Source organism: Varibaculum massiliense (assembly GCF_900106855.1).
In the GTDB taxonomy this organism is placed as follows: domain Bacteria; phylum Actinomycetota; class Actinomycetes; order Actinomycetales; family Actinomycetaceae; genus Varibaculum; species Varibaculum massiliense.
The window spans coordinates 934528-959524 of sequence record NZ_FNWI01000004.1; the positions used below are offsets into that span (position 1 = coordinate 934528).

Annotated in this window: 17 protein-coding genes; 5 read left to right on the forward strand and 12 right to left on the reverse strand. The window is 51.7% G+C overall.

Features of this window, described 5'->3' with window-relative positions; genetic code table 11:
* Nucleotides 1-124 precede the first annotated feature (124 nt).
* Entirely contained in the window at nt 125-634 is a 510-nt protein-coding gene (locus BQ5456_RS04210; protein WP_071128897.1) for a DEAD/DEAH box helicase, read from the reverse strand.
* Nucleotides 635-727: 93 nt separating this feature from the next.
* On the opposite strand from BQ5456_RS04210, the gene BQ5456_RS04215 reads away from it, so the two are divergent.
* The 4 genes from BQ5456_RS04215 to BQ5456_RS04230 all read left to right on the forward strand — a co-directional run bounded on the left by BQ5456_RS04215 (nt 728) and on the right by BQ5456_RS04230 (nt 5443).
* Complete coding sequence (locus BQ5456_RS04215) at nt 728-1519, forward strand: HNH endonuclease family protein (protein WP_071128898.1); 792 nt, start codon at nt 728-730, stop codon at nt 1517-1519.
* A 496-nt stretch (nt 1520-2015) separates the two neighbouring features.
* On the forward strand, nt 2016-2501 hold the full coding sequence (locus tag BQ5456_RS04220; protein ID WP_071128899.1) for a MarR family winged helix-turn-helix transcriptional regulator: 486 nt from the start codon (nt 2016-2018) through the stop codon (nt 2499-2501).
* Nucleotides 2502-2539: 38 nt separating this feature from the next.
* Nucleotides 2540-4474, forward strand: coding sequence for an MFS transporter (locus BQ5456_RS04225; protein WP_071128900.1), 1935 nt, complete (start codon nt 2540-2542; stop codon nt 4472-4474).
* Between the two features lie 213 nt (nt 4475-4687).
* Nucleotides 4688-5443, forward strand: coding sequence for a trimeric intracellular cation channel family protein (locus BQ5456_RS04230; RefSeq protein ID WP_071128901.1), 756 nt, complete (start codon nt 4688-4690; stop codon nt 5441-5443).
* Nucleotides 5444-5515: 72 nt separating this feature from the next.
* Here the strand turns inward: BQ5456_RS04230 and BQ5456_RS04235 are convergent, their stop codons facing one another.
* Together BQ5456_RS04235 and BQ5456_RS10565 are read right to left on the reverse strand one after the other, a co-directional pair.
* A complete protein-coding gene (locus BQ5456_RS04235; RefSeq protein ID WP_071128902.1) occupies nt 5516-6625 on the reverse strand; it encodes a VIT1/CCC1 transporter family protein in 1110 nt (369 codons plus the stop codon).
* 1 nt (nt 6626) lies between these two features.
* On the reverse strand, nt 6627-6950 hold the full coding sequence (locus BQ5456_RS10565; protein ID WP_071129918.1) for a hypothetical protein: 324 nt from the start codon (nt 6948-6950) through the stop codon (nt 6627-6629).
* 151 nt (nt 6951-7101) lie between these two features.
* Here BQ5456_RS10565 and BQ5456_RS04245 point away from each other — a divergent pair, with 151 nt between their 5' ends.
* Nucleotides 7102-7923, forward strand: a complete 822-nt coding sequence (locus BQ5456_RS04245; RefSeq protein WP_071128903.1) for an alpha/beta hydrolase — start codon at nt 7102-7104, stop codon at nt 7921-7923.
* A gap of 347 nt (nt 7924-8270) precedes the next feature.
* On the opposite strand, the gene BQ5456_RS04250 is transcribed toward BQ5456_RS04245, so the two are convergent.
* The 9 genes from BQ5456_RS04250 to BQ5456_RS04290 all read right to left on the reverse strand — a co-directional run bounded on the left by BQ5456_RS04250 (nt 8271) and on the right by BQ5456_RS04290 (nt 24928).
* Nucleotides 8271-9884 carry a bacterial Ig-like domain-containing protein gene (locus tag BQ5456_RS04250; RefSeq protein ID WP_071128904.1) on the reverse strand — a complete coding sequence of 538 codons (1614 nt, stop codon included), beginning with the start codon at nt 9882-9884 and terminating at the stop codon, nt 8271-8273.
* A 161-nt stretch (nt 9885-10045) separates the two neighbouring features.
* Nucleotides 10046-10543 (reverse strand): PTS sugar transporter subunit IIA, encoded by a 498-nt coding sequence (locus BQ5456_RS04255; protein ID WP_071128905.1) that lies wholly within the window; start codon nt 10541-10543, stop codon nt 10046-10048.
* A gap of 188 nt (nt 10544-10731) precedes the next feature.
* A complete protein-coding gene (pulA, locus tag BQ5456_RS04260) occupies nt 10732-14031 on the reverse strand; it encodes a type I pullulanase (protein WP_235858530.1) in 3300 nt (1099 codons plus the stop codon).
* Between the two features lie 302 nt (nt 14032-14333).
* Nucleotides 14334-15014 (reverse strand): GNAT family N-acetyltransferase, encoded by a 681-nt coding sequence (locus BQ5456_RS04265; protein ID WP_071128907.1) that lies wholly within the window; start codon nt 15012-15014, stop codon nt 14334-14336.
* A 73-nt stretch (nt 15015-15087) separates the two neighbouring features.
* Nucleotides 15088-15318, reverse strand: a complete 231-nt coding sequence (gene relB / locus BQ5456_RS04270) for a type II toxin-antitoxin system RelB family antitoxin (protein WP_071128908.1) — start codon at nt 15316-15318, stop codon at nt 15088-15090.
* Between the two features lie 125 nt (nt 15319-15443).
* On the reverse strand, nt 15444-16178 hold the full coding sequence (locus tag BQ5456_RS04275) for a sortase (RefSeq protein ID WP_071128909.1): 735 nt from the start codon (nt 16176-16178) through the stop codon (nt 15444-15446).
* Complete coding sequence (locus tag BQ5456_RS04280; protein ID WP_071128910.1) at nt 16144-22803, reverse strand: SpaA isopeptide-forming pilin-related protein; 6660 nt, start codon at nt 22801-22803, stop codon at nt 16144-16146. Before BQ5456_RS04280 ends, BQ5456_RS04275 begins: the two co-directional genes overlap by 35 nt.
* Complete coding sequence (locus BQ5456_RS04285; protein ID WP_071128911.1) at nt 22803-23933, reverse strand: Cna B-type domain-containing protein; 1131 nt, start codon at nt 23931-23933, stop codon at nt 22803-22805. The genes BQ5456_RS04280 and BQ5456_RS04285 overlap by 1 nt, the downstream gene beginning before the upstream one ends.
* Nucleotides 23930-24928, reverse strand: a complete 999-nt coding sequence (locus BQ5456_RS04290) for a class C sortase (protein WP_205407851.1) — start codon at nt 24926-24928, stop codon at nt 23930-23932. Before BQ5456_RS04290 ends, BQ5456_RS04285 begins: the two co-directional genes overlap by 4 nt.
* Between the last annotated feature and the right edge of the window lie 69 nt (nt 24929-24997).

Consider the following 24997-nt stretch of genomic DNA (forward strand, 5'->3'; position numbering starts at 1 on the left):
AAACCCTGAATACGCATTATACTAGGGCAAACAAGATACCCGCTAACGCAAAATCCCAACCCGCTAACGCAGATGGTTTTCCACACCCCCTTGGGGCGTACTCGCTAACGCAAACGCCTACTTATCAAATCCGACGTCTAAGTGGACGCACCTCGCAGAGCAGAGCTAATAAAATATCGGTATCCAAAGACCTTTCGTGAGCCTCGTCGATAATCACCGTACCGATACCCGCGATTTCCGGATCCGTCAGCAGGCGCCGCAAAAACAGACCGGCAGTCACAAAATCTAGGCGCGTATTGCGGCTGCGAGTGGATTCTCCCCGGATAGAAAATGCGACTTTAGCTGCCAGGTTATCCTCATTTTTAGGCAGCAATGTCTGCAGGTAACTGGCAGCAGCCCGGGCGGCAATCCGGCGCGGCTCGGTCACTATTACCCCCGCTGCCGGGGAGTTATTTTTCGCCCGCGCATCCTCTAACGCCCAGCAAATCGGAGGAACCAAAGTGGTTTTCCCCGACCCTGGCTCAGCGGAAACAATTACTTTCCCCGCGGTTTCGAGGACGCTTTCCAGTTTCGGCAGAATACTCGCCGCCGGGAGCGTCGGGGCGAGGGCGCGTGCCTGGGAAAGCGTGAACATGCTTCTATTGTGCACCGCGGGAGATAAAAGCAAATACTTCCGGCAGCGGGACTGCCAATTAGGAAAGCGCCTAAAAGTTGCCACAATGGAGCTATGGGGTATTACCGGTTAGGCAGACGCAGACGTTCTGGGAAGGATTTTTCCTGGGGTACCCGCATTATTGCGGGATTTATTATTGGTTTGCTGGCATGGGCTTTTATCCCTGGAATCGGTCCGGATTTAGCGGGACTTTCCCAAAAAGGAGCACCCAAAGTGGGATTGCCCAATTGGGGGAAAAGTGCGGATCAGATTCTTTCCGAATCGGTGCAAACCGATTTGGTAAAAGCAGTCGCCAGCCTGCCCGAGGGAGAGTGGGAAAGCGCCTCCCCATATCAGCGTTCTCAATTCGGTATCCGTTGGGCAGATGTGGATCGCAATGGTTGCGATACCCGGAACGATATTTTACGGCGCGACTTGTCCCAGGTGCAGACCAAGGCAGGAACTCATGATTGCGTGGTGCTATCTGGGGAATTAACAGAGCCATATACTGGGCGTTTCCAACGATTTCGTAAAGGGGCAGACACTTCCAGCAAGATCCAGATTGACCATGTAGTCGCCCTCTCTAATGCCTGGAAAACCGGAGCCAGTAGGTGGGATGCTAAAGCTCGTGAACAGTTCGCCAACGACCCCTTAAATCTGCTGGCGGTTGATGGCCCGGCGAATCAAGATAAACAAGATAAGGACGCCGCCAGTTGGCTGCCCCCTAACCAGGGATTTCACTGTCAATACGTGGCTTTGCAGACCGCGGTTAAACAAAAGTGGAAACTGTGGGTTACTCCGGAGGAAAAGCGGGCGATGGCGGCAGTGGCGGCCTCCTGCCCCGCCCAGCCCCTCCCCGCTGGTTAAATCGCTGTTTCGCAGTGCCTACAGCTGTACCCACAGGAGCCGGTTTTTCCTCCCGCGCCCCTACCCCGCAATTCCGAACCCCACTAGATATAAGTCCTCTAGTGTTGGTAACTCCATGCTCGCAGGGGTAGATTTTTCCTCCTGCCCAAGAATCCGGAAAACGTAGCGGCGTTTTCCGGATTCTTATGCCCACCGCACCTACTCGGATAAAATCTACCCCAGCGAAGGTACACCCTCCCCAATTAAGCCCCTTTTCCTCGTACCCACAGGTGTACCCAGTAGACCGGTTTCTCCGCCCAACAAAGGTCATCTCTGTTAATCCGAGCCTGGCTCGTATACACACCCCGCACCCCCTCGGGTAAAACCGGCTCCTGCGGGCACCTATCCCGATAACGGCGATTCCCTGAACGAGGGTTCCCTAGGGATGGGACTGCGCGGGTAGGTAATTTTAAATTCCGGTTGCTTAAGTTTCTTAATTGTTAATATACTTAACTACATGAATAATGCTGCGACATCCGCCAAAGGGCGCGAGGAACTTATTGACCAACTCCTCTACGAATTACACAGACTGGTTTTTGCTTCAAATGACCTGATTAACCGGTATTCCTCAAAAATGGGACTGCACGGAAAAGACGGGGAAGCCCTATTACAAATTTGGCAGGCGGAACTGGCCGGCGCTCCCCTCTCCCCTTCGGAATTAGCTGAGCAATTGCATATCACCCGGGCGGCAGTTAGCTACCTGACCGATCGGCTTATGGAATCAGGCTACGTAAATCGGGAAAGTAATGAGGCCGACCGGCGCAAGACGGTTCTGCGCATCTCGGAATTAGGTGGGCAAATTGGGCACGACTTCACTGCCCCTATGGAGGCCGGTCTCAGCGGTTTATTTGCCGAACGAAGCCAGAAAGAACTAGCCATCTTTACCGAAATGCTCCGAGACTTCGTGGAATCTCTAGACACCTCCCACGACCTTGAAGCCTGAGACTATCGCCAGAAAACTACGGCTATTTAAGGATCAAAATGAGCGATCTACTTGGCGCTTCAAATAAAGAGGAAGCGAAAGAATCAAAGAAATCCGGAGTATCTCCGACAGTAAATAACCGCGCCCCCAGTGATTTTACTGCCCCTAAGCGGTGGAAACTCGTCCTCGTCCTCTATTTAGCGGGCATCGGGATGGGCGCCCTCGATATGGGGATTGTGAACCCGGCGCGTACCGTGATTCAAAATGGGCTGGGAGTAGGCGATAAGGTCGGGGTTTGGGTTTTCACCATTTATACCCTCGCCTATGCGGCCGCGATTCCAGTAATCGGAAAAATTGCGGACATTATTGGCCGTAAACCGGTATATGTACTGGCTATCGGGCTATTTGGGCTCGGTTCCCTGGGGTGCGGGCTAGCGCAAGATTTCTCTTCCCTAGGACTGTTACTAGCTTCCCGCGCCATCCAAGCAATCGGAGGCGGCGGGATGGTGCCAGTAGCAACCGCTGCAGTGGGCACTATCGTTCCTCCCCCTAAGCGCGGCATGGCCTTAGGGCTGGTAGGCATGGTTTATGGCGTTGCCTCAGTGTTCGGCGGCTCTGCTGGTTCTCTCATTTTGGATATCGCCGGACAGGAAAACTGGCAATGGATCTTCTACATTAACGTTCCGATTGCGGTAATCGTGGTCGCCCTCGGAATTTGGGCGCTCCCGCAAGAAAATGAGAATTCCGCGCGCAAACTAGATTTACCAGGGGTATTTATCCTAGTAGTGATGATTACCGCCCTGTTGTGGGCATTCCAAAACCTAGACTTCACCAAGATCGGCGAATCCCTGGGAGACCCCAACGTATGGGTAGGTTTACTTATTTTCCTGATCATGCTGCCAGCATTTTGGGTAGCGGAAGTGCGCGCCGATGACCCTCTCATCGATTTTAAATACTTCGCTACTATCAACGTGGGAACTACTTTGTTGTTCGCTGCCGTATCCGGCATTTTGATGATGACCGTCATGTTCATCCCACAATTCGCGGAAAACTGTATGCGGCTACCCTCTGGACGAGGCGGCTATCCCACGATTATTATCGGCTTGGCCTCGGCCATCGGGGCTCCATTAAGCGGACGGCTAACCGACCGTTTTGGTCCTCGCTTCGTGCTAGGGATTGGGGTGCTGATTTCTACTATTTCCGGGTTCATGTTGATTTATTGGGCGAGCCCCTACCCGGGATACCTATCGAATTCGCTTTCGATTTTCGTAATGGGTCTGGGGCTAGGATTCCTGATGGGAGCGCCTTTAACCTACCTAATCCTGCACCTGATTCCAGAAACTGATGCCAACTCCGGACAGGCGACACTCTCGCTTATCCGCTCACTGGGTACCACTTTGGCTCCCGCGATACTGGTCGGGTTACTTGCCACCGCCATGGGAGGTCTATCGGGCAAAGTCATGGACGCCATGCCCGCCATGGAAATGCCAGCGATGCCCGCTATGACTGCTCCGGCACCCGACGCTAACGGGCAGACCATGCCCCCAAGTAGCCAGGCAAAAGTCCCAGCAGAAAAGCCAAAAGGGAAAGCCGCCACCCCCATGGCGAAATCCGATATGGGATTCAAGATGTCCGATATGCCTGCTTCTTTGCAAAATAAAATTAAAACCGCTGATGTAACCAACGTGGTAGATCGCACTAAAGAAGTTGCGAAATACATGTTCGCGCAGCAGGAAAAGGAAATGAAAGCCAAAATGGGGATGGTTCCTCCCGGCATCGATAAGATGCAGGAACAATATCTAAAAGATATTGAGTCCCACCGTGACCAGATAGAGACCGCGTTCCAAATGGGGCTAAACGAAGGATTCACTCGCCTGTTCTGGTTCTATACCATTTTGTCACTAGCTGGAATATTACTGCTGGCAGGACTGCCTTCTAAACGTAAAATCGATGCCGTAATCAACCCGGAGGCGTATCGGGGTCTGGCTCGGTAAAAGCAGACCGTGTCCGGGTCTGGCTCGGTAAAAGCACTCCGGGGACCCCGTGAGCTTCGCAAAGCTCAGCTCAAGCCCCGTTCGTATCTTTTACCGGCCGCGACCCGGACGTGCTCCTCCTGCTTATTTGCGTACCTTAAAATGGAGGGAAAGCTGGGGCGGAGATAAATCCGTTAGTGGAAAAAATGGGGTGAAAGATAGAAAGATAGGGGTATGCCCACAAGTTCCTTAGGCCCCGAAGTTATTGAAATCTGGTTCCGGGCAGTCGATGTGACCGGAGTGTTTTGTGCCGCGGTTATCGGCGCGAAACTCGCTCGTGAACGCCGTTTTGATGCAGTCGGGTTCGCCACCCTGGCGGTTATCTCCGCGCTGGGTGGCGGGATGACCCGGGACGTGCTGCTACAACAGATTCCGGTAGCCTTTACCGATCCCTTTTATCTAGGCGGCGCCCTCTTGGGAGCCACCGTGGCGTTCTTTTGGCGCCTGGAATCAAAATGGACCAACCGGATGATAACCGTGGCCGATGCCCTCTGCCTGGGGTGTTGGGCCGCTACCGGCGCCCAAAAAACTCTCGCCCTGGGACTAGGGGTGTTACCCGCGATGATGATGGGACTAACTACTGCGGTGGGAGGAAGTATTATCCGGGACGTGATGGTGGGAAAGATTCCCAAGATTTTTGGGGGCGCTAATCTGTATGCCACCCCCGCTGCCACCTCGGCAGTAATCATGGTGGTATTTTTCAAACTAAATATGCCGGTACTGGGGATGGCGCTCTCCATTATTGCGGCGCTGATTTTTGTACTTTTGGCACAGTGGCGAGGATGGGTACTTCCCGAGGCACTTGATTTGAGCATCAATCTAACTCCCCGCCAGTTTCGGCAGCTTTTGCGTTTGCGTGATACCAAACCGCAGGATTCAAAAGACACTAATCCGGTCACTAAAGATAAAAACACCTCTGGCAGTGATTAACGGAACGCCTACAAAGGGCGGTAACGAAACTCCGGCAAGAAGGACGCCCTCTAACCGCACATAGCTGGCAGTTTAGAGCTGGGTGCCGATAGCTAATCCCAACAGGTAGGTGGCTCCCGCCGCCCCATAGCCGATCAGCAGTTGTCGCAGCGCTTTGGGAGCCGGATTTACCCCCGAAAGCAACCCCACAATTCCGCCTACGATAACTAGCGCTACCCCTACTAGAATCACCGCGCCTATCGCACCTTGCAGGGGTGAAAGCGGTAAAAGGAATGGGAATAGCGGGACGAAGGCTCCAATAGCGAAGAAAGTGAATGAAGAAATAGCGGCTTTCATGCCGGTACCGATTTCTTCATATTCCCGGTTACCCGATTCTAGATAGGCGTGTCCACCGGTCTTAATCTTGGCAAAGGCGGCAGCCGCCTTACGGTCAGCAGTCGCAGCATCGTCTCCCCGCGCCCGAAACACTAGCGACAGTTCATTTTGGTTCATATTGAGCTTATCGATGGCGTGTTCAGACTCGGGGTCTGGGGAAGATGAAGCCAACAGTTCAGTTTGAGAACGTACCGAAACGTATTCCCCTGCCCCCATGGAGAGGGCTCCGGATAGTAACCCCGCTAGTCCAGTAACGATAATGGTGGTTTTAGAAACTCCGGTACCAAAAATCCCCAGGATGAGGGCGCAGGTAGAGACGAGACCATCGTTTACCCCGAAAACGGCAGCCCGGAAACTTCCGGAAATAGTGGCGCGTTGGCGGGCAGCCAGACCGCGCACCACCTCGGAATGAATTTTTTCATCCGCCACAATTTCTTTGGGAACATCCAGGTCTGCCTCGTAATCATGCCGCTGTTCTGCCCGCTGCATCATCGCCAACATAAAGATGGTTCCGAAAATGCGCGTAAAAAAGTTAAGTAGCCGTGAACGTAGGCTTGCCCGCGGGGTGGGCAGCGCGTCCTCACCCAGGAGATTTAACCAATACTGTTCGTGACGTTCTTCGGCGATTGATAATTCTTGGAGCACTTCCCGCTCATCGCCACTACGCCGGCGCGCCAGGTAACGATAGGTGTCGGCCTCCAGGCGTTCTTCCGCGAGATATTTTCTCCAACGCCGCACCTGTTTCCTGGAAACAGCAGGCACCTGAGAGCCGTCAACAGCTGCGTGTTTATTAGCTGAGTCAGCCATTTTAGAGACGCGAATCCGGTCCTTCAACGGTTATTTCTTCGATTTCGACATCTACGAACTCGGGATTAGATTTGCTGGAGGGCGCTACTCCGAAGATGCGTTCTTTGACCGCGTCCGCAATTTTGTCGGTGACGGCTTCGCCTTGGCGGCGGAAAATCTCGGAAGCCTTTTTCTTGGTGGCCTCCCCCGCTTTGCGTACCTGCGGATTGGAAGTCACCGCGTTAACGGTTTTTGCTACCCCGCCCTCTGGGTTCTCTCGCACTTCGCGGCGAACCAGGGCAATACCAGCGCCGATGCCGAGCACGGTTAGGAGTTTCTTTCCCACGGCTAACACCTTTCAAATCGATAAGAATAAGCGTTCCTCATTCTATCGCACGCGCATGATGAGGAAAGTTGCAGCAAGTTGAGAACTGTCCTTAAGCAATTTCCGTATTTTTTCACAACATATTTTATGTTTCGCGGTTTACGGTGGATATATGAGCGAGATTAGAATCGACACTTCCCGAGGTATCACCTTGGCGGCGGAATTCATTGTGCCAGTGGACTCCAGTAAATGTGCGGTGATTTTTGCGCATTCTTTCTTGCTTGACCGCCACGGGCTGGGGTGGTTCGATGTTTTCGCAAAATCCTATCGCAGCGCTGGTTACGCGACTTTACAACTAGATTTTTCTGGCTGCGGGGATAGCGCCGATGATGTGATTCGTCTAGAAAACCAGATTGAGGATTTAAAGGCGGCCTGCGGCTGGCTCGCTGAGCGAGGCTTCGATCGGATTATCTTGCATGCTGACGGTTCTGGAGCGTTGGTGGCTTTGCGCGCGGTTCCAGATAAGGTGCAGGCACTGGTGCTTACGGCACCTATTTTAGGGCCGGCGGAAGTTTCCTGGGAGGACGTGTTTTCACCCTCGCAGCTAGCTGAGTTAGAGAAAGTAGGACACACTCGTATTCCCAATGACCAGGGGGCTTCGCGAGCATATTTTGTAATCGGTAGGCAGACCTTAGGGGAACTAACTATGGTTGACACCGAAAAATTGCTGCATGACATCGCCCTCCCGACCTTATTCGTGGTTGATCCCCAAACTCTTGCTTCCCAATGGTTCGCCCCTCTGGTAGATGATCCACAGTCGCTGCTACCTCCCAGTTGCGAACTATTGTTCTTGGATAATCTCAGTTTGTATGGGGAACTACCCGCGAACTACCGTAAAGCTGAAAGCGCTTACCCGGATGCGGAGAAGGTGGATTTCTTGCGGGATCAAGTAGTTGCCTGGGTTACTCGTGTGGCTCCTGCGGTTAGAACATAAGCTAATCAAGAGCGGCTAGTTTCTTCGTTTTCTAGGCGCTTAGTTTCCCGAAATTTTTTTGGAAAACAGTGGAAAATCTCTATAAAATCTCACTAGCTGCGGCTTTTGCCAAATATAAAGCTAATTCACAGGTTCATTTATATTATTTTTCAGACAAATGTCTTATCATTAATAACAGCAATAAGGATTGAGCGTTGATCGTTTGATATCTCCTTATTTGCTTGAGATGGGGAACAAAAGTGGGGGCGGATTCCAAAGGAATCTGCCCCCACTCTCTGTCTACGGACCTCACCGCCGGGGACTCGGCTCCCAGAGGGAGGAGTCTAGCGGCGGGGCGAGCCTAGGGTTTACCTTTTGCGACTCATCCGGGCTCCGGCAGTGGCAGCGATACCAGCTAAGACGCAAGCCAAAGCAATACCTAAAGCACTAATTCCAGCAGCTCCGGTAGGCGGCATCTGCTGCTTCACTTTAGAGTCAGGTTGCGGGGTTTGAGTTTTAGCTGCTTCTTTCACCGTGATCTTCGCGGTAGCAGATACGCTTTCCCCGTTCATATCGGTCAAGGTGAACTTAACTTTGTAAGTACCCGGTTTAGCCGAATCGAAGTTCCCTTTTTCAATCACTACTTTTGCGGCTAGGTCAGCTCCGTCCTCTTCATCGAAAGCCTTCGTAATCAGCGAACGTAGATCAAGTTTATCGCCAACGGTAATAGTGGCGTCTTTAACCTCTAATACAGGCGGAGTGTTCGGGCGGTAGACGGGGTAGACCGCCATATCCGCCATAACTACGGTCTCGGCATTAAAGGATTGCCCGCTACCATCTGCCTTGGTATTCCATTCTTTGAAAACCTGCCCTGCGGGAGCCGCCGGAACCGCCGGGAGCTTCTTCGGTAGGCAGGTAGTTCCGTCACTTAGGCAGTTACCGGAAAGGGAATGCCGGTAATAGACCTGCTGGGTTGCCAGCACTTCAGGTTCTTGACCTTCCTGAGGCGCGCCCTTATAGAAGGTAACTTCCGGGATCTTTTGATCCAACATCACGGTGAAGACGCTGGAAGTTTTAAATTTGGCGTTAGTGTTTACCTGGTCGTCGCCTTTCCAATTTTTTAGATACCCAAAACCCTCATAGCATTTCACCGCGGAAACCGGAAACGGCTTTTTTCCGTAATAGAAATAGTACTTTCCAGGCTTATATCCTTCGGCAGCGAGCTTATCGGCTTCTGCCGGGGTAGGTAGTACCACCTTGCAATCTTTATCGATTGACTTGAGTACATAGTCAGTGCCGACTTTATAATTCGGATTAAGACCGGTGACCTTGCCCTCAGCATCTACGGTGAAAAGATTCTTGGCTACTTGCGGGTTCTTCGCGTATGCAATCTGCACAGTATCCATGTGGAAGCGGGTTTCCGCAATCGGGTTAGAGTTGGTCGCGGCATTAGTGGCGGACTGGGAGTCTTTGCTTACCGTCATCAGGTCAGTTTTTCCGCCTCTAGCCTCCGGATACCCAGAACTTAGGGCTGTGAACCACGAGTGATACCCTTCCGGCAACGTGGAGGGATCCACCTTTACGGTATAGGCTTTACCCTGCTTATATGGTCCCAGGTATTTACCTGCACTCCAACGATTCTTGTCTCCAACCGTGCCGGTAGTGGTCTCAATCAGATTGCCCTCTTCATCAAAAACTTGAAAAGCTACTTTCTTCCAAGCTTCCAAAACCTGTCCTTTAGGGGCTCCGCCATATACGTCCATCGTGCGTCTTACCCCAACAGTTTCTTCTGGTTTGGCGAATAATTCCTTGCTGCCGGGTTTGAGAAATATTTCCGGTAGGATTTCAATCCGCAACGTTTTCTCGGAGTCACTATCTTCGGCGTGAGCACTGGGCAGTTGCGTGACAGCCAGTAGCCCCATCCCCACTAATAGCAGCGGGGCAATCAGGAAACTGACCACTCTTTCCATAGTTTTCGACATTTTCTCTCCACTCAAAATATTCGTCGGCGTAAAATTAAAATCGGTTTACACCCTTTAATGGTAACGGTTAGTCGCAGTTAAAAGCTGGTTAAGTAATTAAAGTCATTGAATATAAGCGGAACTCGGCGCGGTTAATCATTTCCGGGAACCGGGTGCAAGGGTCACCACTCGCTGGGATCGCCGGCAGGAGCGGCGCTGATTTCGAACAACAAATCCCCGACTTCCACCTGATTACCTTCCGGGCGGAGATTTTCCAGGTCAGAGGGAGTTGAATCCAGTACCACCACCGGGCATAGCGGCGAGTAACGCGCTTTTTCAATTCGTTTAACCGAGAAAGTAGTAATGGGATCTCCGGCTTTAACCATTTCATTTTCGAGGGCGTGGCAGGTGAAACCGTCCCCCCGCATCTTTACCGTGTCAATCCCCAGATGCACCAGTACTGTTTGTTCTCCGTTGGCAATCATGAAAGCGTGCGGGAACAGCTTTATTAGTCTCCCGGAAATGGGCGCTACCGCCGTCAGTTTTTTGGCTCCGGGGAGTGGACGCACCGCAATCCCGGCACCCACAATCATGCCAGAGAACACTAAGTCTGGTACCTGCCGCAGCCCCACTAGCCGCCCAGGAATCGGCGAACACACCTGTAAGGATGGCTCCCCCATGCTTCACCCCAATTCCAAAAGGAGAACTAACTTTCTTTCTAAACCAGCCTAGCCCGCCCGCGTCCTCCAGAAAAACTTATTATTTTCCGGAGGGCGATGGGGGAGTACTCACACGAAAATCACGCTGAACTCATCCCGTTCTACCTCGCAAAATGTTAAGCGAAGTAGCAGGTCAAGACCGCGCTAGCCTACCCGTGTTTGCGAGCGCGGACAGTGACCATAACTCCCGAAGCCCCGAGCAGCAGCGAGATAAGTACCATCTCGGGTACCCCTGCCCCGGTGGCCGCCAGGTGGTCTACGCTACGATCTTGGACGGAATCCTTGCCCCTGGCGGAGGGATTAGGCGTACGTGACGCAGCGGAATTGCTCCCTGAGGGCTGAGTACCTGGCTGCGATCCCGGTTCCGGGTTTGGATTCGGTTGCGGGTTCGTACCCGGATTTGGTTCTGGCTCCGGTTCCGGCTCGGGCACCGGTGCCTCCCTCACCAATAAAATACTTAAAGGAGGTACCGTAACTTTACCGTTTGAAGTGAGGGTTACCGGTTTTTGGTAAACATCCAATCCCTTAATCATCACCTCGTATTCCCCGACCGGCAAAGGTGCCTCCCAAGCCTGTTTGTCTGCATTCACGTATGCGAACGCATCGGCACTGTCTTTACCGCTCTTAGTTTTCACCGGGAAAGCATCCTTTACGGTATAACCCACATGATTAGTAGCAATACTTTCTTCACCAGCAATAATTTCATGCGTGTACTTCTGGTTTACAGCTTCGTAACTGCCCAGGCGCATAAAATCATATTGCTTACGGAACTTGTTTAAATCCCGGAAGAACTTTACTTCCTTTTCGTAATGCTTAGCCCGGTCATAGTTGAAAACGTTAACCGAGTCGGGGGACTTATAAGAGTTGTGATCCCCCGCTTTAGTACGCAAAAATTCCTGCCCCGCGTGGATGAATACCGCGCCATTAGCCAGGTACTGGGTGCCGGTACCGAGGGCATGCCGCTGAGCTACTTCCCCATCAGGGGTACCTGCCGGCAAACTGCCTTTCAATTTATCGAACATGGTGTAGTTGTCATGGGCTTCGTTGTAGACCACAGACTGGTCTGGTCCCAGATAGTTACGCACATATTGGGCGCCCTTGATATTGTTCAACAAATCCCAAGAGCGTTGGGGCTGGTTCGCACCACTAATAAATCCGGTGTGGTTCAACTCGAAGTTATCGCCCTTTACGGTGTCACGATACTGGTCATTGAAGAACGAAATTCCAGGCATCTGTTTCGCGTTTTCCTGGTTAGCCGCTGCTACCCCACTGGGATGGTTACCCATCTTCCAGCCTTCGCCCAGAATCACAATTGAGGGATCAATCTTATTTAGCGCTTCCCGTACCGCTTTCATAGTTTCCACGTCATGGATACCCATAAGATCGAAACGGAAACCGTCAATATCGTAGTGCTTTGCCCAATAGGTAACCGAATCAACAATGTATTTGCGCATCATCAGTTGCTCCGAAGCGGTTTCATTGCCAACTCCGGTCCCGTCTTGGAACTTACAGTTCGCATCCATCCGGAAATAGTAGTTAGGAACAGTTTGCTGCAACGGCGATGTTTCCGGATTGTAGACATGGTTATAAACCACATCCATAATCACCCGCATATCGTTAACATGCATGGTTTCCACCATTGACTTTAGCTCCAAAATGCGCGAGGTCGGATCAGCCGGTTTGGTTGCGTAAGAACCTTCGGGAACGTTGTAGTTTTGGGGATCATATCCCCAGTTGTATTGGGCGTTATAGGAGAGGTCACCCAACTCATCTACAGACCCGAAATCAAAAATCGGCAATAACTGCACATGGGTGACACCCAAAGATTTTAGATAATCCAAGCCAGAAAGATTCCCTGCCTTGGTTTTGGTACCCGTCTCGGTGAGCCCCAAGAACTTCCCCTTGTTAGTGATGCCATTATCCGGGCCGATGGTTAAATCGCGTACGTGTACCTCGTAAATAATCGCATCCTTCATCGAGGTAAATGCGGGCATCCGTTTGCCATCCCAGTTGCTGGGTACGGTCTTATCGGGGTCAATCACCACGGCGTAAGTACCGTTGGCGGTAACCGCCCGGGCGTAGGGATCGATAGCTTCGTTAACCTTGTCGCCCGCGAAATGGAGGCGGTAGCGATACTGCACTCCCTTTTGGTCACCATCGAACGTAATCTCCCAGGTTCCCTTTTCCCCCTTGGTCATGGCAGTGACTTTTCCGCCCGCGGAATAGTTAACGAACTCGACTGCTTGGGCGGTAGGCGCCCATACCCTAAAGGTGGTTTTTTCCGGGGAGTAAATCGCCCCTAACTCGCCCTCGTAAAAATATTTGTTATTAAATTCCGCGGTATGTAGATCCGCGCAATTGCTGTTAGGAGTCGGTTTGGGAATGTCGGCTTCCGAATAGTAAATTTTGGGGTCACCCTGCACAATCCAGATTTCCGCCTTCCCCTGGGGGAACTTGGTAACAAAGAGGTCATCGGGAGTGTTTTTCTCTGCCCATTCATTTCCGGGTTCTGAACGGCGCACAATCAGACCAACTTTTTCAATCCCATTTGGGTCTTTATGAGTAATGGTGGCGGTATGGTTTCCATCGAAATCCGCTCGCTTTCCTTCCTTTTCCGGAAGCCAAGTCCACACATTCCAGTTGTCATATTTATTGTCGGAACGCAGGTAGTGAACAGTCACCGTGACCTCGGTAGGGAGGGCAGGGGGATTTTCGGCTGGTTTTAGCTGGTAGCTGCCATCGGTTTTTATATCGATCCCGCCCGGAACCGGGATATCTTTCAAATCAGAGGTTTGCCACGCCCAGTCGTTTGTCGCAGTCGAGCGGCGCACAATTAGATTTACTTTTTCATTTGGAGCCGGAACGGTGACTTCGGCGGTTAGGTTGCCTGCCCCATCCTTTCCGGTGAAAGCCACTGGGTAGCCACCAGAACCATCAGTCCATACCCATAGGTTATATTCCGCTGCGGGCACATTGGGATCGGGGGTAAAACTCACCTTTAGTTTTCCGTCTGCTGCCGGTTCCAGTCCATCCTGGTTATAGCTGAAACTACGAGCATCCCACCTGGTGAAAACGGAGTTCCCCGGTTTCACGCCAGTATAAACGGCGGATTCCCAGATTCGATTTTCGCTCTCTCCTGGCTGTAAGGAAGTGGTGTCCGTGCGGTAGACCCGGAAGTTCAGGGGATTGCCTGGCGCCAAGATATTTGTGTTTATATAGCCTTCCGGTTGCTGGGCGGAGAACTTTTGACTTTGCTTTGCCTGCCCATCAGCCCAGTACTCGACTCGGTAAACAGTTAAGGGGTTTTGAACGGTTGGATCCGGTTTGAAGTTCAGGTACATTACCTGGCTATTGGGGCCCGCGTGAGCTATGGGAGTAGCACTACCAGCTATTACCAGCAGAAAGGCGATAAAAAATCCCAAAAAACTTCTACTAATTCTTGATTTCACTGGTCCTCCTCGACCAAGGCGTAGGCGGCGGTCTCGCCGGAAACGTTTCCGAAAGTATCATACCTTACTTTTATTCAAATCTGAAGGGCTATTTGCTGCTATTTTCTCGGCAGTTTTACTCTTCTTAAAAACTAGTTCGAGTATCTCTTGCGGGACTTAACGATTATGCTGCTACCTAAGGTTCGAGAGGTCACGAAAAACGCGCTGACAGGAAAGCTACGAAGCCTAACGCTAGTAATCGCTAACTGTTTTCTGTCAGCCATTGCAGTGTTGGATACAGGATTTCCGGGCAGCTTCGAGGATTATTCTAGATTGGTGGCGGCTGCCAGCATTTTTTCGATTTCGGCGCGATACTTTCCGTCTGCGTTCCGGCTTTCGCCGCTATCTGCTAGGTAGGTTTTCAAGAATTTTTCTAGAGGACGACCCAAGCCTTGCCCCGCAATCCTGCCGGTACTAGCCTCAATCCCGGCGTGAGCGCGCCCTCCGAAACTGAGCAGCCACATATCCTGCCCCACCGGTACGTTCGCACTCAAACGCGGCATCACGAAGGGAAAGTCCAGGTGTTTGGCTCCCAGGCGCTGGTAGAAAGCCCAACGCCGCTGCGGATCCCCTCTATCTTCCGAGGGCGCGTGGAGCTGCGGATCTTCAATTTCTCCCAGAATCAACAGGGGGTTATTACCAGATTCCAGAGCGCAAATCGCTTGACGGAAAAGTTTAGAGCCCACCCCATGACCGCGAGTGCGGGGACTGACCGCCAGCCAACTCAGCAAAGTAACTTCGCTGGTAGCCGGCCAGGAAATCGCTGCCCCTAATGGAAGAGCATCCTCCCAAGCAGAAAAAGTCTGGAACTGCCCCGCCTGCAGCTGAGCAATCAAATCTTCTGACTCCCCCAGCTCTTCGGGGCCAAAAGCCTGTTCCAAAAGTTCATGAACCAAGATTGCAGGCTGATCCGGCTTCAGGTGGTTTTGATACTCGATCTGCACCTCTTAACCCTAGCTCACAACATGAGTTAGGCTCGAGTTTCCATGCCAGCTAGATGAAGCACGGGCGCTTAGCTCAATCTTCCAGACCAAGTTCCGCCTTCACTTCCTCGAGGGAGTAAGTCTTCGCTTTACCAGCGCGAATTTCTTCTACTTCATTTAGTAGGGTGTATTCATAGAGCAACTGGTCAATTGAGGATTCAATCGCCTCACGAAGATAATAAGATTTTGAGCGTCCGGTTAGACGCGATAACTTATCAAGTTTTTCCGCGGTCTTATCGCTCATCCGTACCGAAGTAGCGACCATTTTTATCCCCTCCTTCCGCCAGCATAGCAAAATGACTACAAGTAGTCACTCCTTATTTTTCCGCTATTCCCGGAGGTAGCGCACGGATACGCCTTTTTTAGGGTACGTCCAGCGCGCGCAGCCACCTAGTTATTTTCGGATTTTACTAGGCGGGTGACTATTTGCCCGCGGCCTGAAAAGTTGGGGGTAATGATTGCGGCATCCCATCTTTCCCGGTGACGCGAAATTGCTGATAATTTGCGGTTGGGAACAGTTTCTACGGTTGCTATCTGGTAGCGGTATTCGCGTCCGGAAATATCGGTAAACACTACTTCGGATCCATCGGGCAGATTCTTAATCCCTGTAAACTGCCGGTTATCGGCGCTGTCGGTGATCACCAGGTTGCCGCTGGCGGGATTACCCCCATAAATACTCGGAATTTTCGCAGTCGCCGCCGCATTGCCGCTAGCGATAATCGGCCAGCTTTGATTCAGGTCGGCAATCTGCAGGATCCCGGTGACCTCGTACCCGGAAAGATTTACGGTCTCGAGGTAAGGGCTGGCAGCGTCCAGGGCAGAGGCACCTTCCGCACCCCGCTCACTCCCCTTACCAGCTATTTTCCCGGAGGACGAGCCGGGCTTTTTCGCGTTTTCGGGGGTTTGGGTGGCGATTACTCCCACCTGGCGGGAGCCGGGGATAACTTCCTGGGCTTTCGTCAGGAGGTTATCTATTTCGCTATTACCGGCACGCCCTTGCCACCAGGAGTACCCCAGTAGCGCCACTAGCAGCAAGCTCAGCGTGATACAGATTACCTGTATCCAGCGTACCCAGCGCGTCCGGCGGGCTTTACCCCTGGCGGCGGCGATACCGCATCCACCCATATACTGCTCCCCCACAAATCATTAACCCGAACAGGGTAAAGGGTAGGGTGCCGATGCCTCCTGACTTCGGCAGTTCGTAGGGCTGATAGTTCTTGACCATCACCGGGTTATCGGCGCTACCTGGCTGTTCACCTGTCGCGCCGGGAAGCGGCTTTTGGAATAGCTGCCCCTCCCAGGTCGCGGTGTACTTGTCGGGAGTTTTCAGTTCTTTTACGAAATACTCCTGCTTATTCAAGTCTTTGAACTGGGCTTTGCCATCAGTAGCGGTGGTAACCACGCGGGACAGGTAATAGGTTGTCTCTCCTTGCGTTACCGTCTTGGCGTCCTCATCCAAATCACTCAGACCGGCATCGTGTAGCTTGTCAGCGGTAATCTGCTGGGTTTGCTCCGGGGAGTACAACCCGAACACCGCTCCGGCCAAACCTTTAGTGCAACTACCGTCCTCGCCACAGTCATCCCCGTCCGCTTTGAACAGGTTGATTTCCCACTTGCTGCGAATATTTGTACCGGTAAATGTAACGTTTTCATTGGCGTTATAGCTAAAGGAATAATCTCCTTCGTGCTCAACCGGGGTCTCAGTGCTGCCCGTGGACACTTGGTAGTTAGAGAACTCCGTGCCATCGGCGGGGGGCAGCTCCGCCAGGGTGTAGCGCTCCCCGTCCTGCCACGACCAGGTTCCCGAGGGACTGGCGGGCTTGCCTACCAGGGAGTTCAGGGAAATCTTTTCCGAGGAAGAAGCACCTTTGGCTACCGGCACTTTCACCTCAATATAGCTGCGGCCAGCTTTCTTGAGGTTTTCGATCAAGGTCTTCTCAGTCATTTGTTCGGGGGTAAGTTTTTCCCCGGTATAAACCAAGAAGGTGTATTCGGCGTTCTCACTGAGCTGCAAAGGCTCATTATTTTCGTCTTGTACCTGTTTTTGCAATTGCATTTCTGCCGGTACTTTTACCCCGACTTTAGCTGGGGTGGACTCTAGGTTGAAGCTGGCTCCCGGCGCCGGGTAGTTATAGCCGAAGCTGTTCCAGGCGATTTCGCCGGGCTTGGGGTTTGCCCCGCTGGCTACCTTGGCATCGAAACGCAACCGCAGGGAAGTGCCGCCATTGAAAGTGTAGTTGGCGGCGGTGCGCTCATCCAGATTAATTCTTAAGGAACGCGATTTACTTGTAGGGGTTGCATCCCAGCCGTCCTTTTCGCTGCCATCCCAATCTGTGGGGCTGAACCCTCCAGATTTATCGGAGTATTCCACCGTGTATTTACTGGGATCTACCGGTACCCAATTTCCGCTCGCGTCTTTCACTTCCAATGTCGCATTGGGTTTATCCGCAAAATCTACCTGGAACTGCGATCCCCGCGTTGGGCTGCCAGTAAAGCTATAGTTATCTTTGCTTTGCGGCAGGTTATTGATCAGGGTCAAACGCTTGATAGCGTCATCGGTGTTGTTCTTAACCTCTAAAGTATAGGTAAACAGCGAGCTTTGACTGGGCAGCGAAATATAGTTTTTCTCGCCCGTGGAAGTAACTTTGTTTTCCGGATTCGCCTTTTCTTCTACGCTCTGGATTGAAGAGGTATAGGCGTCTTGCGCAATCGGCACCGATGCGTCAGCCTGCACGCTGGGAAGATTAGTTTTGTTTGCGCTGGCACAAACATAGCTGGTGTAGCCGTGCCCCCAACAATAGTAGGGGTTTTTGGTACTATCAGGCTGCTCCGGGTATTCATAGTTTTCGTTGGTTTTAGTGGTTTGCGCCAGGGTGATATCTTGCAGCGCTTTGGAACCGTGCTTAACCTCATTTTGGTTGAAGGTTTTGTCGATAGGAGTTACATAGGCACTGTTGTAGACCGTACGATAGTCACCTTTTTGTTTCGGATTCCTGCTGGAGAGCCGTAAGGTGGCTTTTCCTTCCGGCAATAAAGGATTGCCCTTTACCGCATATCCAAGCTGCGGAGACTTCTTATCGCCACTACCGGGAATGACCCGTACGTTCAGCTGTAGCTTTCCTTCGTTTAAAGTGAGCGAAACGTGGAATACAGTATTTCTTCCCAGTAACGCTATGGGAGCCCCGTTTACCTGCAAAGTTGAGGTGTAGGTGCTGTAGTGAGGAGCCTGATAACTGATCTTTACGCTCTTGGGGGTAGTACCATCTGCCTGGTATTCCCATGATTTATCGTCAAAGGTAGCTAAATCGTAACCGCGAGTACAATCGTCACTCGACCAGCCATACCCGCCACTGTTGTCCAACTTGGGAGGGTGACAGGTGTAGGTAACTGTACCGGTGAACAGATAGTTGGAATCTAGGCGGTCACTGATTACATAGTCGGTGATGGGTTGTTTGCCATCGTTATGGGCGGTTACTTCCCAAGTTAAGGTATCCGGGTATCCGGCAACTTTGGGTTCTTTTGTAGTGGCACCAGCCGCATTCTTCTTAGCGATTAGCTTCTTGGAAACCCCCGGCAAGACTTTTGCGCGAGTCACATCTACTTGGGAGGATAGCCATTGGGTATTATCGTCCCCGCCTACGAAACCGCTTTGATTGGCGGTGTTGGTATCGATTATCTGGCGATCCCCGTCATTGGCTGGCGCCTGCCCTAGGGGCTGGGAGGTAATTTTTACCGCCGGATTTACCGTTATTTTTTGTCCCTGCTGATCGTCGTAGGGCATTACAATCTGGTTGCGGCTTAAATCTTTGGTTTTAGCCTCTTCGCCGACTGCCACTAGGTAGCTATACCCGACAGTTTCCCCAGGGTTCAAATAGTATTTATTCCGTTGGGTGTCGTACCCCAGATTGGAACCTGCCTGGGAGTTATCAAGGCGGAAAGTTACGTGGCGCGGGTTACGAGTATCCACAATCGCCCGCAAGGAAGCAACCTTGGGTTTTTCTCCCGGGAAATCTACGGGAGTGTTTTCGGCGCTAGATTTCCAGGTTTTGTGTATCGGTAAATAGCTAGTACGCGGAGAATCATCACGAAATACCTGGTCATAATAGGTGTCTTCCCAGCTGTCCAGCTCGATACCTACGCCATCGGGCGCGGGTTTACCGGTACTGTTGTATTCATACTTGGTGCAGATATCTTTGTCCCCATCTTTGCGGCATATCCCATTTTTCAAAATTGATTTATCATCAATGCCGGCAATGAAGTGGAACCCTTCAGGCAGGACGTCTTGAATGTCGTTAATATACAGGCGGGATTCCCCGTCGTTGTGCAAAACGTTGTAGTAGCGCACATATCTGTAGTTCTTAGCAGAGGGATCTTGGGACGAGTTCGCGTAAGTAACCCGACCTGTGCTGGTTTCATCTGGCTTTAGCACCGTGAAATTTTTGGTCCCACTGCTGTAGCCGCTCCCATACGAATATTTGGTCTCGGTTGTTACCGCATATTTTTCCTTCCCGACTACTCCGGTATCCGCTACCCCTTTTTGCAAGGTGGCTCCGGCTTTCCCGCCCAGGTAGTGGCTGACTGCATAGGAGTCATTAAGGACATGCCAAGTGTTAAATAGGGTGTCTAACTGATATTTCTTGCGATAGTTATCCCAATCGGCTCCCCCCGGTAACTGCCAGGTTACATACATATATACGGAGCCGGATACTTCCAGTTGCAGATCCGAATTCCAAACGAGGTATTGCTGAGCGTCACTGGTAGAGCCATCTGCCGGATTAACATTGGTAATCTTCCAGTCCTTAAGGTCACCGGCAGTTACGTTCAGCCTGTTTTGCCCCGCCGGAATCTCCAGGGACAACTGGTCTTTAGTCCAGGGTTTACCCGGCAAGCTGGGGGGCAGAGCGTCATATATCTGTTTGCCAGTTAGTTTGAAAGGCTGATCCCCAAATACTGAAAGGCCCAGGCGATAGGTAACCTTTTCCCCCGGTTTCAGCGGGCTTTGGGAAACTAGGGAGTCTTCATCAAAAGTAGCGCCCCGTTTGGTGACAATCTTCTTATCTGCCGCCAACTTCGCAATACTCATCTCCGTCTTGTCGGTAATCTTATATTCCGGGGGGTCAATCCCGCCTAGGTTGAGGGCGTTGGGTTGTCCTTCTTTAACCTGGGTGTATCCGGTCTTTTCGGGATCGGTGAGAGTCAGGTATTCGACACTAACCGTAGAGGGATTAGCGAAATCTTGGCTGGACATAAACCAATAGGTCGAGGTACTAATCCCTGCCCCGTTATCAAGCTTCTTCACTTCGATCCGGTCAGCGATAAATTCTTTGCTCTTAGAGGATTCTCCTACGGTTTCAGTGGCACTAAAATGCACATTGCGATAAGTGCCTGGTTTATCCAGCAGGTAGTAATCTTGCTCGTTGTAATTGTATTTTTTGAGTCCCTGCAAATCCGGGTTAGTTGCGTTCTCCCCTTTTACTGGAACCAGCAGCACTTGCGCACCCGAGAGCTTATCGGTGAAGGGCAGGGCGTTATATACTGCTTTCCCGCCTTTACGTTCCAAGGAGAGCTGGTACTTAACTACGGTTCCAATGGGAATTGCGGTTCCCTTTTGTTCCACCTTTTTGTTTTTCACATAGGCGGTCTTATTAGCCTTAAAAGAGTTAACCGTCTTTACCTTGTCTGGAACATCTTCCTTGTTCAGATTCACCTGGTTGGTGGTTTGTTCCTCGGTGAAAGTCGGCCCGGCCATGAAATCGTCTTTAACAGTAGCCCGCACTACATGTTTGACGGTGTTGCCACCGTAAATCACGTGTCCGGGAACTTCCCAGGCCACCTGATAGCGGGTGCTCTGCACTACTACCAGATCTTTCAGGGCTGTCTGCAACGCCGCAACCGTATTATCAACTTCTGTGGTAACTTCCGGCTCTCCTGAGCGGGTAATCGCTATCTTGCCGCTCGCTAATTTCTTAAGTTTTAGATTTGCGGTTTTAGCGGTAGCACATTCTAAATAGGCTTGTCCTGCTCCCGGTTTTCCGTTGGTAGTGGTGTGATTTTTAGCTACATAGTTTTCACAGATTTTGACGTCGGTGATCTTAATGGTGAGCCCGTCTCCGTCCTCAGAAAACATTTTGGCCATTTGCGCGGGCGCAACGTAATAGGCTTCCGGAAGGTGATCAGCAATAATGCCTTCGTCTTTCTCGCCTTCTTTAATCTTCCAGGGACCAGATCCCTTGTTAGTGGCAGTGATCGTAAAGTCAATGGGGTCGCCCCGGTAGAAGGTTTGCCCTTCTCCGCCTTCGTGGGTCTTAGTTACCTCAGGAATTGGGCCTTTTGCGGTAACCGGGTCAGTAACTGCTGCCTTAGAATCAGCGGGTTCAGTGTGGGTGTATTTAGTAGTCGCCTGGAACTCGTTGTGGAGATTGTACGTATCAGCTTCTTTAGGTTGCTTTACCAACAAGAAATTGTCGCCGAACCGAATATCCACACTACGATCGACGAGTTTAGGTTTGTCCTGCCTAGCAGTCAAATGGTAGGTAATTTTTAGAGTCCGATTATCGGCACCAAACTCGTATCTGAGTGAGCTGTGGTAAATATCGGTGGCGCGCAGGGCAAACAGGGGAATCCTTTTACCATTGTCTTCAAAATTCAGCGTTAAGAAGGTTCCAGTTTTCGCTGACCACTCTGGGATGACGTTATACCAATCGTCAATGGATCCAGATCTACTCCGTAGTTTGTCGAGGTATTGAGAGTTAAACTCTACCCCTTCTGGCAAGGTAAAAGTATCTACATAGGTTGCATCCGTGGCGGGATCCTGACCGACCGCTCCTTTAGGTTTCCCCGCGGTTTCTACCGGGGTATTGCCGAAGGTATAGCGCAGGTTCTTAATATAATAGTTTTTACTGGCCATATCATAGGCAATGCTGGGGTCAGTCGCCGCTCCCCACACGTAGTCTTTCCCGCTCTTGACCAGCGCTTTTTTGGCCTCATATTTTTGCCGAATGGTATCCCAGGTATTTTCCTGTACCTGGCAGGTAGGTTCCTGGCCTTGTTTACCTAAATCAGCCACTTCCTTGGCTGAAAGCTCTGCCATCCAAACCTGCAGTTTCCCGCCCGCCGATGCCGGGGAATCATGCTTGGCTTTTACCGGGAGTGAGAAGGCATCCCCGATTTTAGAGCCGGCAACCTCAATAAAATAGTAGCCGGGAACAGCTTTACCGTTAGCATCTTCCACCTGGTTAAAGGTGTAGGGATTTACCTCTCCGGTCCCCTGATAATAGGTCTTGCCTACCTCCAGCCTGGTGTCGGATTTCCCCCCTAGTACATAGCCGGGAGCCGAGGCAGTTTTATTATCAAACCGGAAATAAACCCGATAAACCTTGTTCGGGTCAAGATTTGTATTCGAGATTCCGATAGTTTGACTAAAGGCCTCCCCAGTCCAGCGCTGGCTAACATTGCCGGAGTTAATCGCCTCGGTTTTTTCGGTCTCGGGATTCTTGGTTGTCTGGCGATTGGTCATTTCTATTTTGCCATCGCCAACTGTTAAATCTTCAGTGGTGACCGTACCCGGGTCTACTTGACAGTCAGTAGCTTCCCGCAGTGTCTGCGAAACGTTATCTGCTCCCAGGTTATTGGCCTCTTTAATCCCTAACGAGTAGGAGGGAATCGCCAGTAGCAGGGTGGTCACGAAGAAAGAGAGCGCCGCCAGAATAGCGAGTAACCGGGTGCGGTCTTTATAGACTTGCTTAAACACTATTTCGCCTCCCTATCTGCGCGGTTTGCCATAGGTTTTGTTGCTCTTTCCGTTTTGTATTCACTGCCGCTTCCTGCCGATAGTTGCCGGCGCCGCATGGCGATTCCAGCTGTCCCTAAAACCATCAGCAAGGGGGCAAACCATAAGTAATTTAGATTCGCTCCGGTTTTAGTGAGCGGAGGACGCTTGGGAGGATTTTCGGGAACCAAAGTATTAGTAACCGTAAACACCTTGCCCACCTGCTCATAACGCACGGTATAGGGGGTATTGCTGAGCTGTTCGGTTACCGCCCAACGATGTCCCTCGCTATCTTCCCAGCGGTAGCTCCAGTTATTTGCGCTGTTTAACTCGATAGTTTGGAACAGTTTTTCGTCCCGCAGAATCTGAATTTTTACTGCCTTAGGACGCGCGGTTTGGTTTCCGCCGTCCTGCCAGTGTTTAACCACCTGGTATTGCGCCGGCTTGGGAACTACTTTTTCGAGCTTCGCCACTGCGTTTACTGCGTATTGCAGTTTCCCGTCCACCATATTCGGCAGGGTAACTATCGCGGGATTAAACATATAGGTTTCCCCGCTAGCAGCCCTACTAGTAAAGGGGGCAGCCAACAGTAGATACACCCCGACTTCCAGGTTGTTAAAGGTTGCTTTCCCATTGTTATCCGAGGTCGCCACCGCATCTGGTACTACCTGGTCAGCATGGATATGGTTAGCGAGGCTGCCTGCGAAGTCCGCCCACTTGGTAGTATCAGCACTGCCCGCGGGAATCGCCCCGCTTTTATCTTGGAAATCATTCCACCCTAAAGCCCGCAAATACTGCCCATAGGCCGGTTGAGCAGGGAAATGACGCTTAGCTTGCGCTATCCGATAGGCGGAGACTTTCACCCCCACCAAAGGCGCGCCCTCATGATGAAAATCAAGAGTGATAGTGCCTTTGGCGTTCTGATTAATCTTTTCTAGATTTACTAAATCCAGGGAGGTAGCGCCGGAGGGCGTACTGGTTTCGCTATTTTCCTGTGAGGGATCGGCGGCATGCGCGGTGGCGGGAGCGAGCATCCCGATTGCCAGTAGAGCTGCCAGAACCGTGGCAGCCAGCGCCCCTATTAAGCGGTTGAAACTAAATACTTTGCTCATAGTGCTTCCGTCATTTCTCCCGCTTGATTTCGGCGACGCCGCACATGAGTTACGGTGATTGCCAAAATGATTCCTAACACTGGCACCGAGATGGCTAGCGAAACCATCACCGGATCCATGGCGACCGCATCGGCTGGCACGTATCCGGCGTCCCCTCCATAGGGAACCCGGTGACCGCGCACCAGCAAGCGGTGGGTATTAATCGCATAGGGCGTGCAGGTTACTAAAGTCGCATAGTCTTGACCCGGGATAATCTGCAGATTCGATAGTTCTTTAGGTTCGACTACCCGGATTTGGTCAACTTGATAAGCCAGGTCGCGATCCAGTACGTGTAACACGAAACGATCGCCCTCCTCTAGCTCGTCAAGATTGGTGAATAGTTTGGCGCTGGGCAATCCCCGGTGCCCAGACAAAATCGTGTGGGTACCTGCCCCGCCGATAGGTAGTGAACTGCCGGGAATGTGCCCCGCCCCTACCTGTAGCACCACATCTTCGGTGGTGTGGTAGATGGGTAAATCTACCCCCAGTTTTTCGATTTCAATATGCCCCATCATCCCGGTTTTCCCGATGTCTAGCAGGGAAAGGTAGCGCTGCATTTGCGAGTGGGACAGATGGTAGCGCGCCTGGTTGGTGAGCAGTTCCCGGTTATAGGCTTCGGCCTCGTCCCAGGCTTGCTGGATTTCTCCGGGGCGCATCTTGTTTACGGTTTGGGTGTATTCCGCAATCGCGCGTCCTTGGAGCAGGGTGTTCCAATAGTTGCTGATAGCCGGGTAAAAGAACACCAACATTCCGCCCAGAAATACTGCGATGAAGGCAAGATCGGGGATTCGTGATCGCTTGGCACCCTCCGGGGAGCCGGAGCCATCCGGGGTGGGACTGGCACCGTTCGAGGGCGCTTGCTGTCGATTAGGAAGGAAAGCCTGGGCTTTTTGGCGCATTTTTTCCAGGAAATCAGTGGTGGTATCCACTTCCTGATTTACCTGCAACTGTTGCACTTATTTTCCCTCTCTAACCCTGCCTGGGCGCAGGGCATTCACTCCATACAGATTTGTGTGAGTGGTGCC

Excerpts from the sequence above, each read along its gene's own strand:
- relB (WP_071128908.1), bottom strand. The coding sequence starts at position 15,318 with ATGGTCGCTACTTCGGTACGGATGAGCGATAAGACCGCGGAAAAACTT.
- BQ5456_RS04250 (WP_071128904.1), bottom strand. The coding sequence starts at position 9,884 with ATGTCGAAAACTATGGAAAGAGTGGTCAGTTTCCTGATTGCCCCGCTG.
- BQ5456_RS04245 (WP_071128903.1), top strand. The coding sequence starts at position 7,102 with ATGAGCGAGATTAGAATCGACACTTCCCGAGGTATCACCTTGGCGGCG.
- BQ5456_RS04220 (WP_071128899.1), top strand. The coding sequence starts at position 2,016 with ATGAATAATGCTGCGACATCCGCCAAAGGGCGCGAGGAACTTATTGAC.
- BQ5456_RS04255 (WP_071128905.1), bottom strand. The coding sequence starts at position 10,543 with ATGGGGGAGCCATCCTTACAGGTGTGTTCGCCGATTCCTGGGCGGCTA.
- BQ5456_RS04235 (WP_071128902.1), bottom strand. The coding sequence starts at position 6,625 with ATGGCTGACTCAGCTAATAAACACGCAGCTGTTGACGGCTCTCAGGTG.
- BQ5456_RS04275 (WP_071128909.1), bottom strand. The coding sequence starts at position 16,178 with ATGGGTGGATGCGGTATCGCCGCCGCCAGGGGTAAAGCCCGCCGGACG.
- BQ5456_RS04210 (WP_071128897.1), bottom strand. The coding sequence starts at position 634 with ATGTTCACGCTTTCCCAGGCACGCGCCCTCGCCCCGACGCTCCCGGCG.
- BQ5456_RS04215 (WP_071128898.1), top strand. The coding sequence starts at position 728 with ATGGGGTATTACCGGTTAGGCAGACGCAGACGTTCTGGGAAGGATTTT.
- BQ5456_RS04230 (WP_071128901.1), top strand. The coding sequence starts at position 4,688 with ATGCCCACAAGTTCCTTAGGCCCCGAAGTTATTGAAATCTGGTTCCGG.
- BQ5456_RS04225 (WP_071128900.1), top strand. The coding sequence starts at position 2,540 with ATGAGCGATCTACTTGGCGCTTCAAATAAAGAGGAAGCGAAAGAATCA.
- BQ5456_RS04285 (WP_071128911.1), bottom strand. The coding sequence starts at position 23,933 with ATGAGCAAAGTATTTAGTTTCAACCGCTTAATAGGGGCGCTGGCTGCC.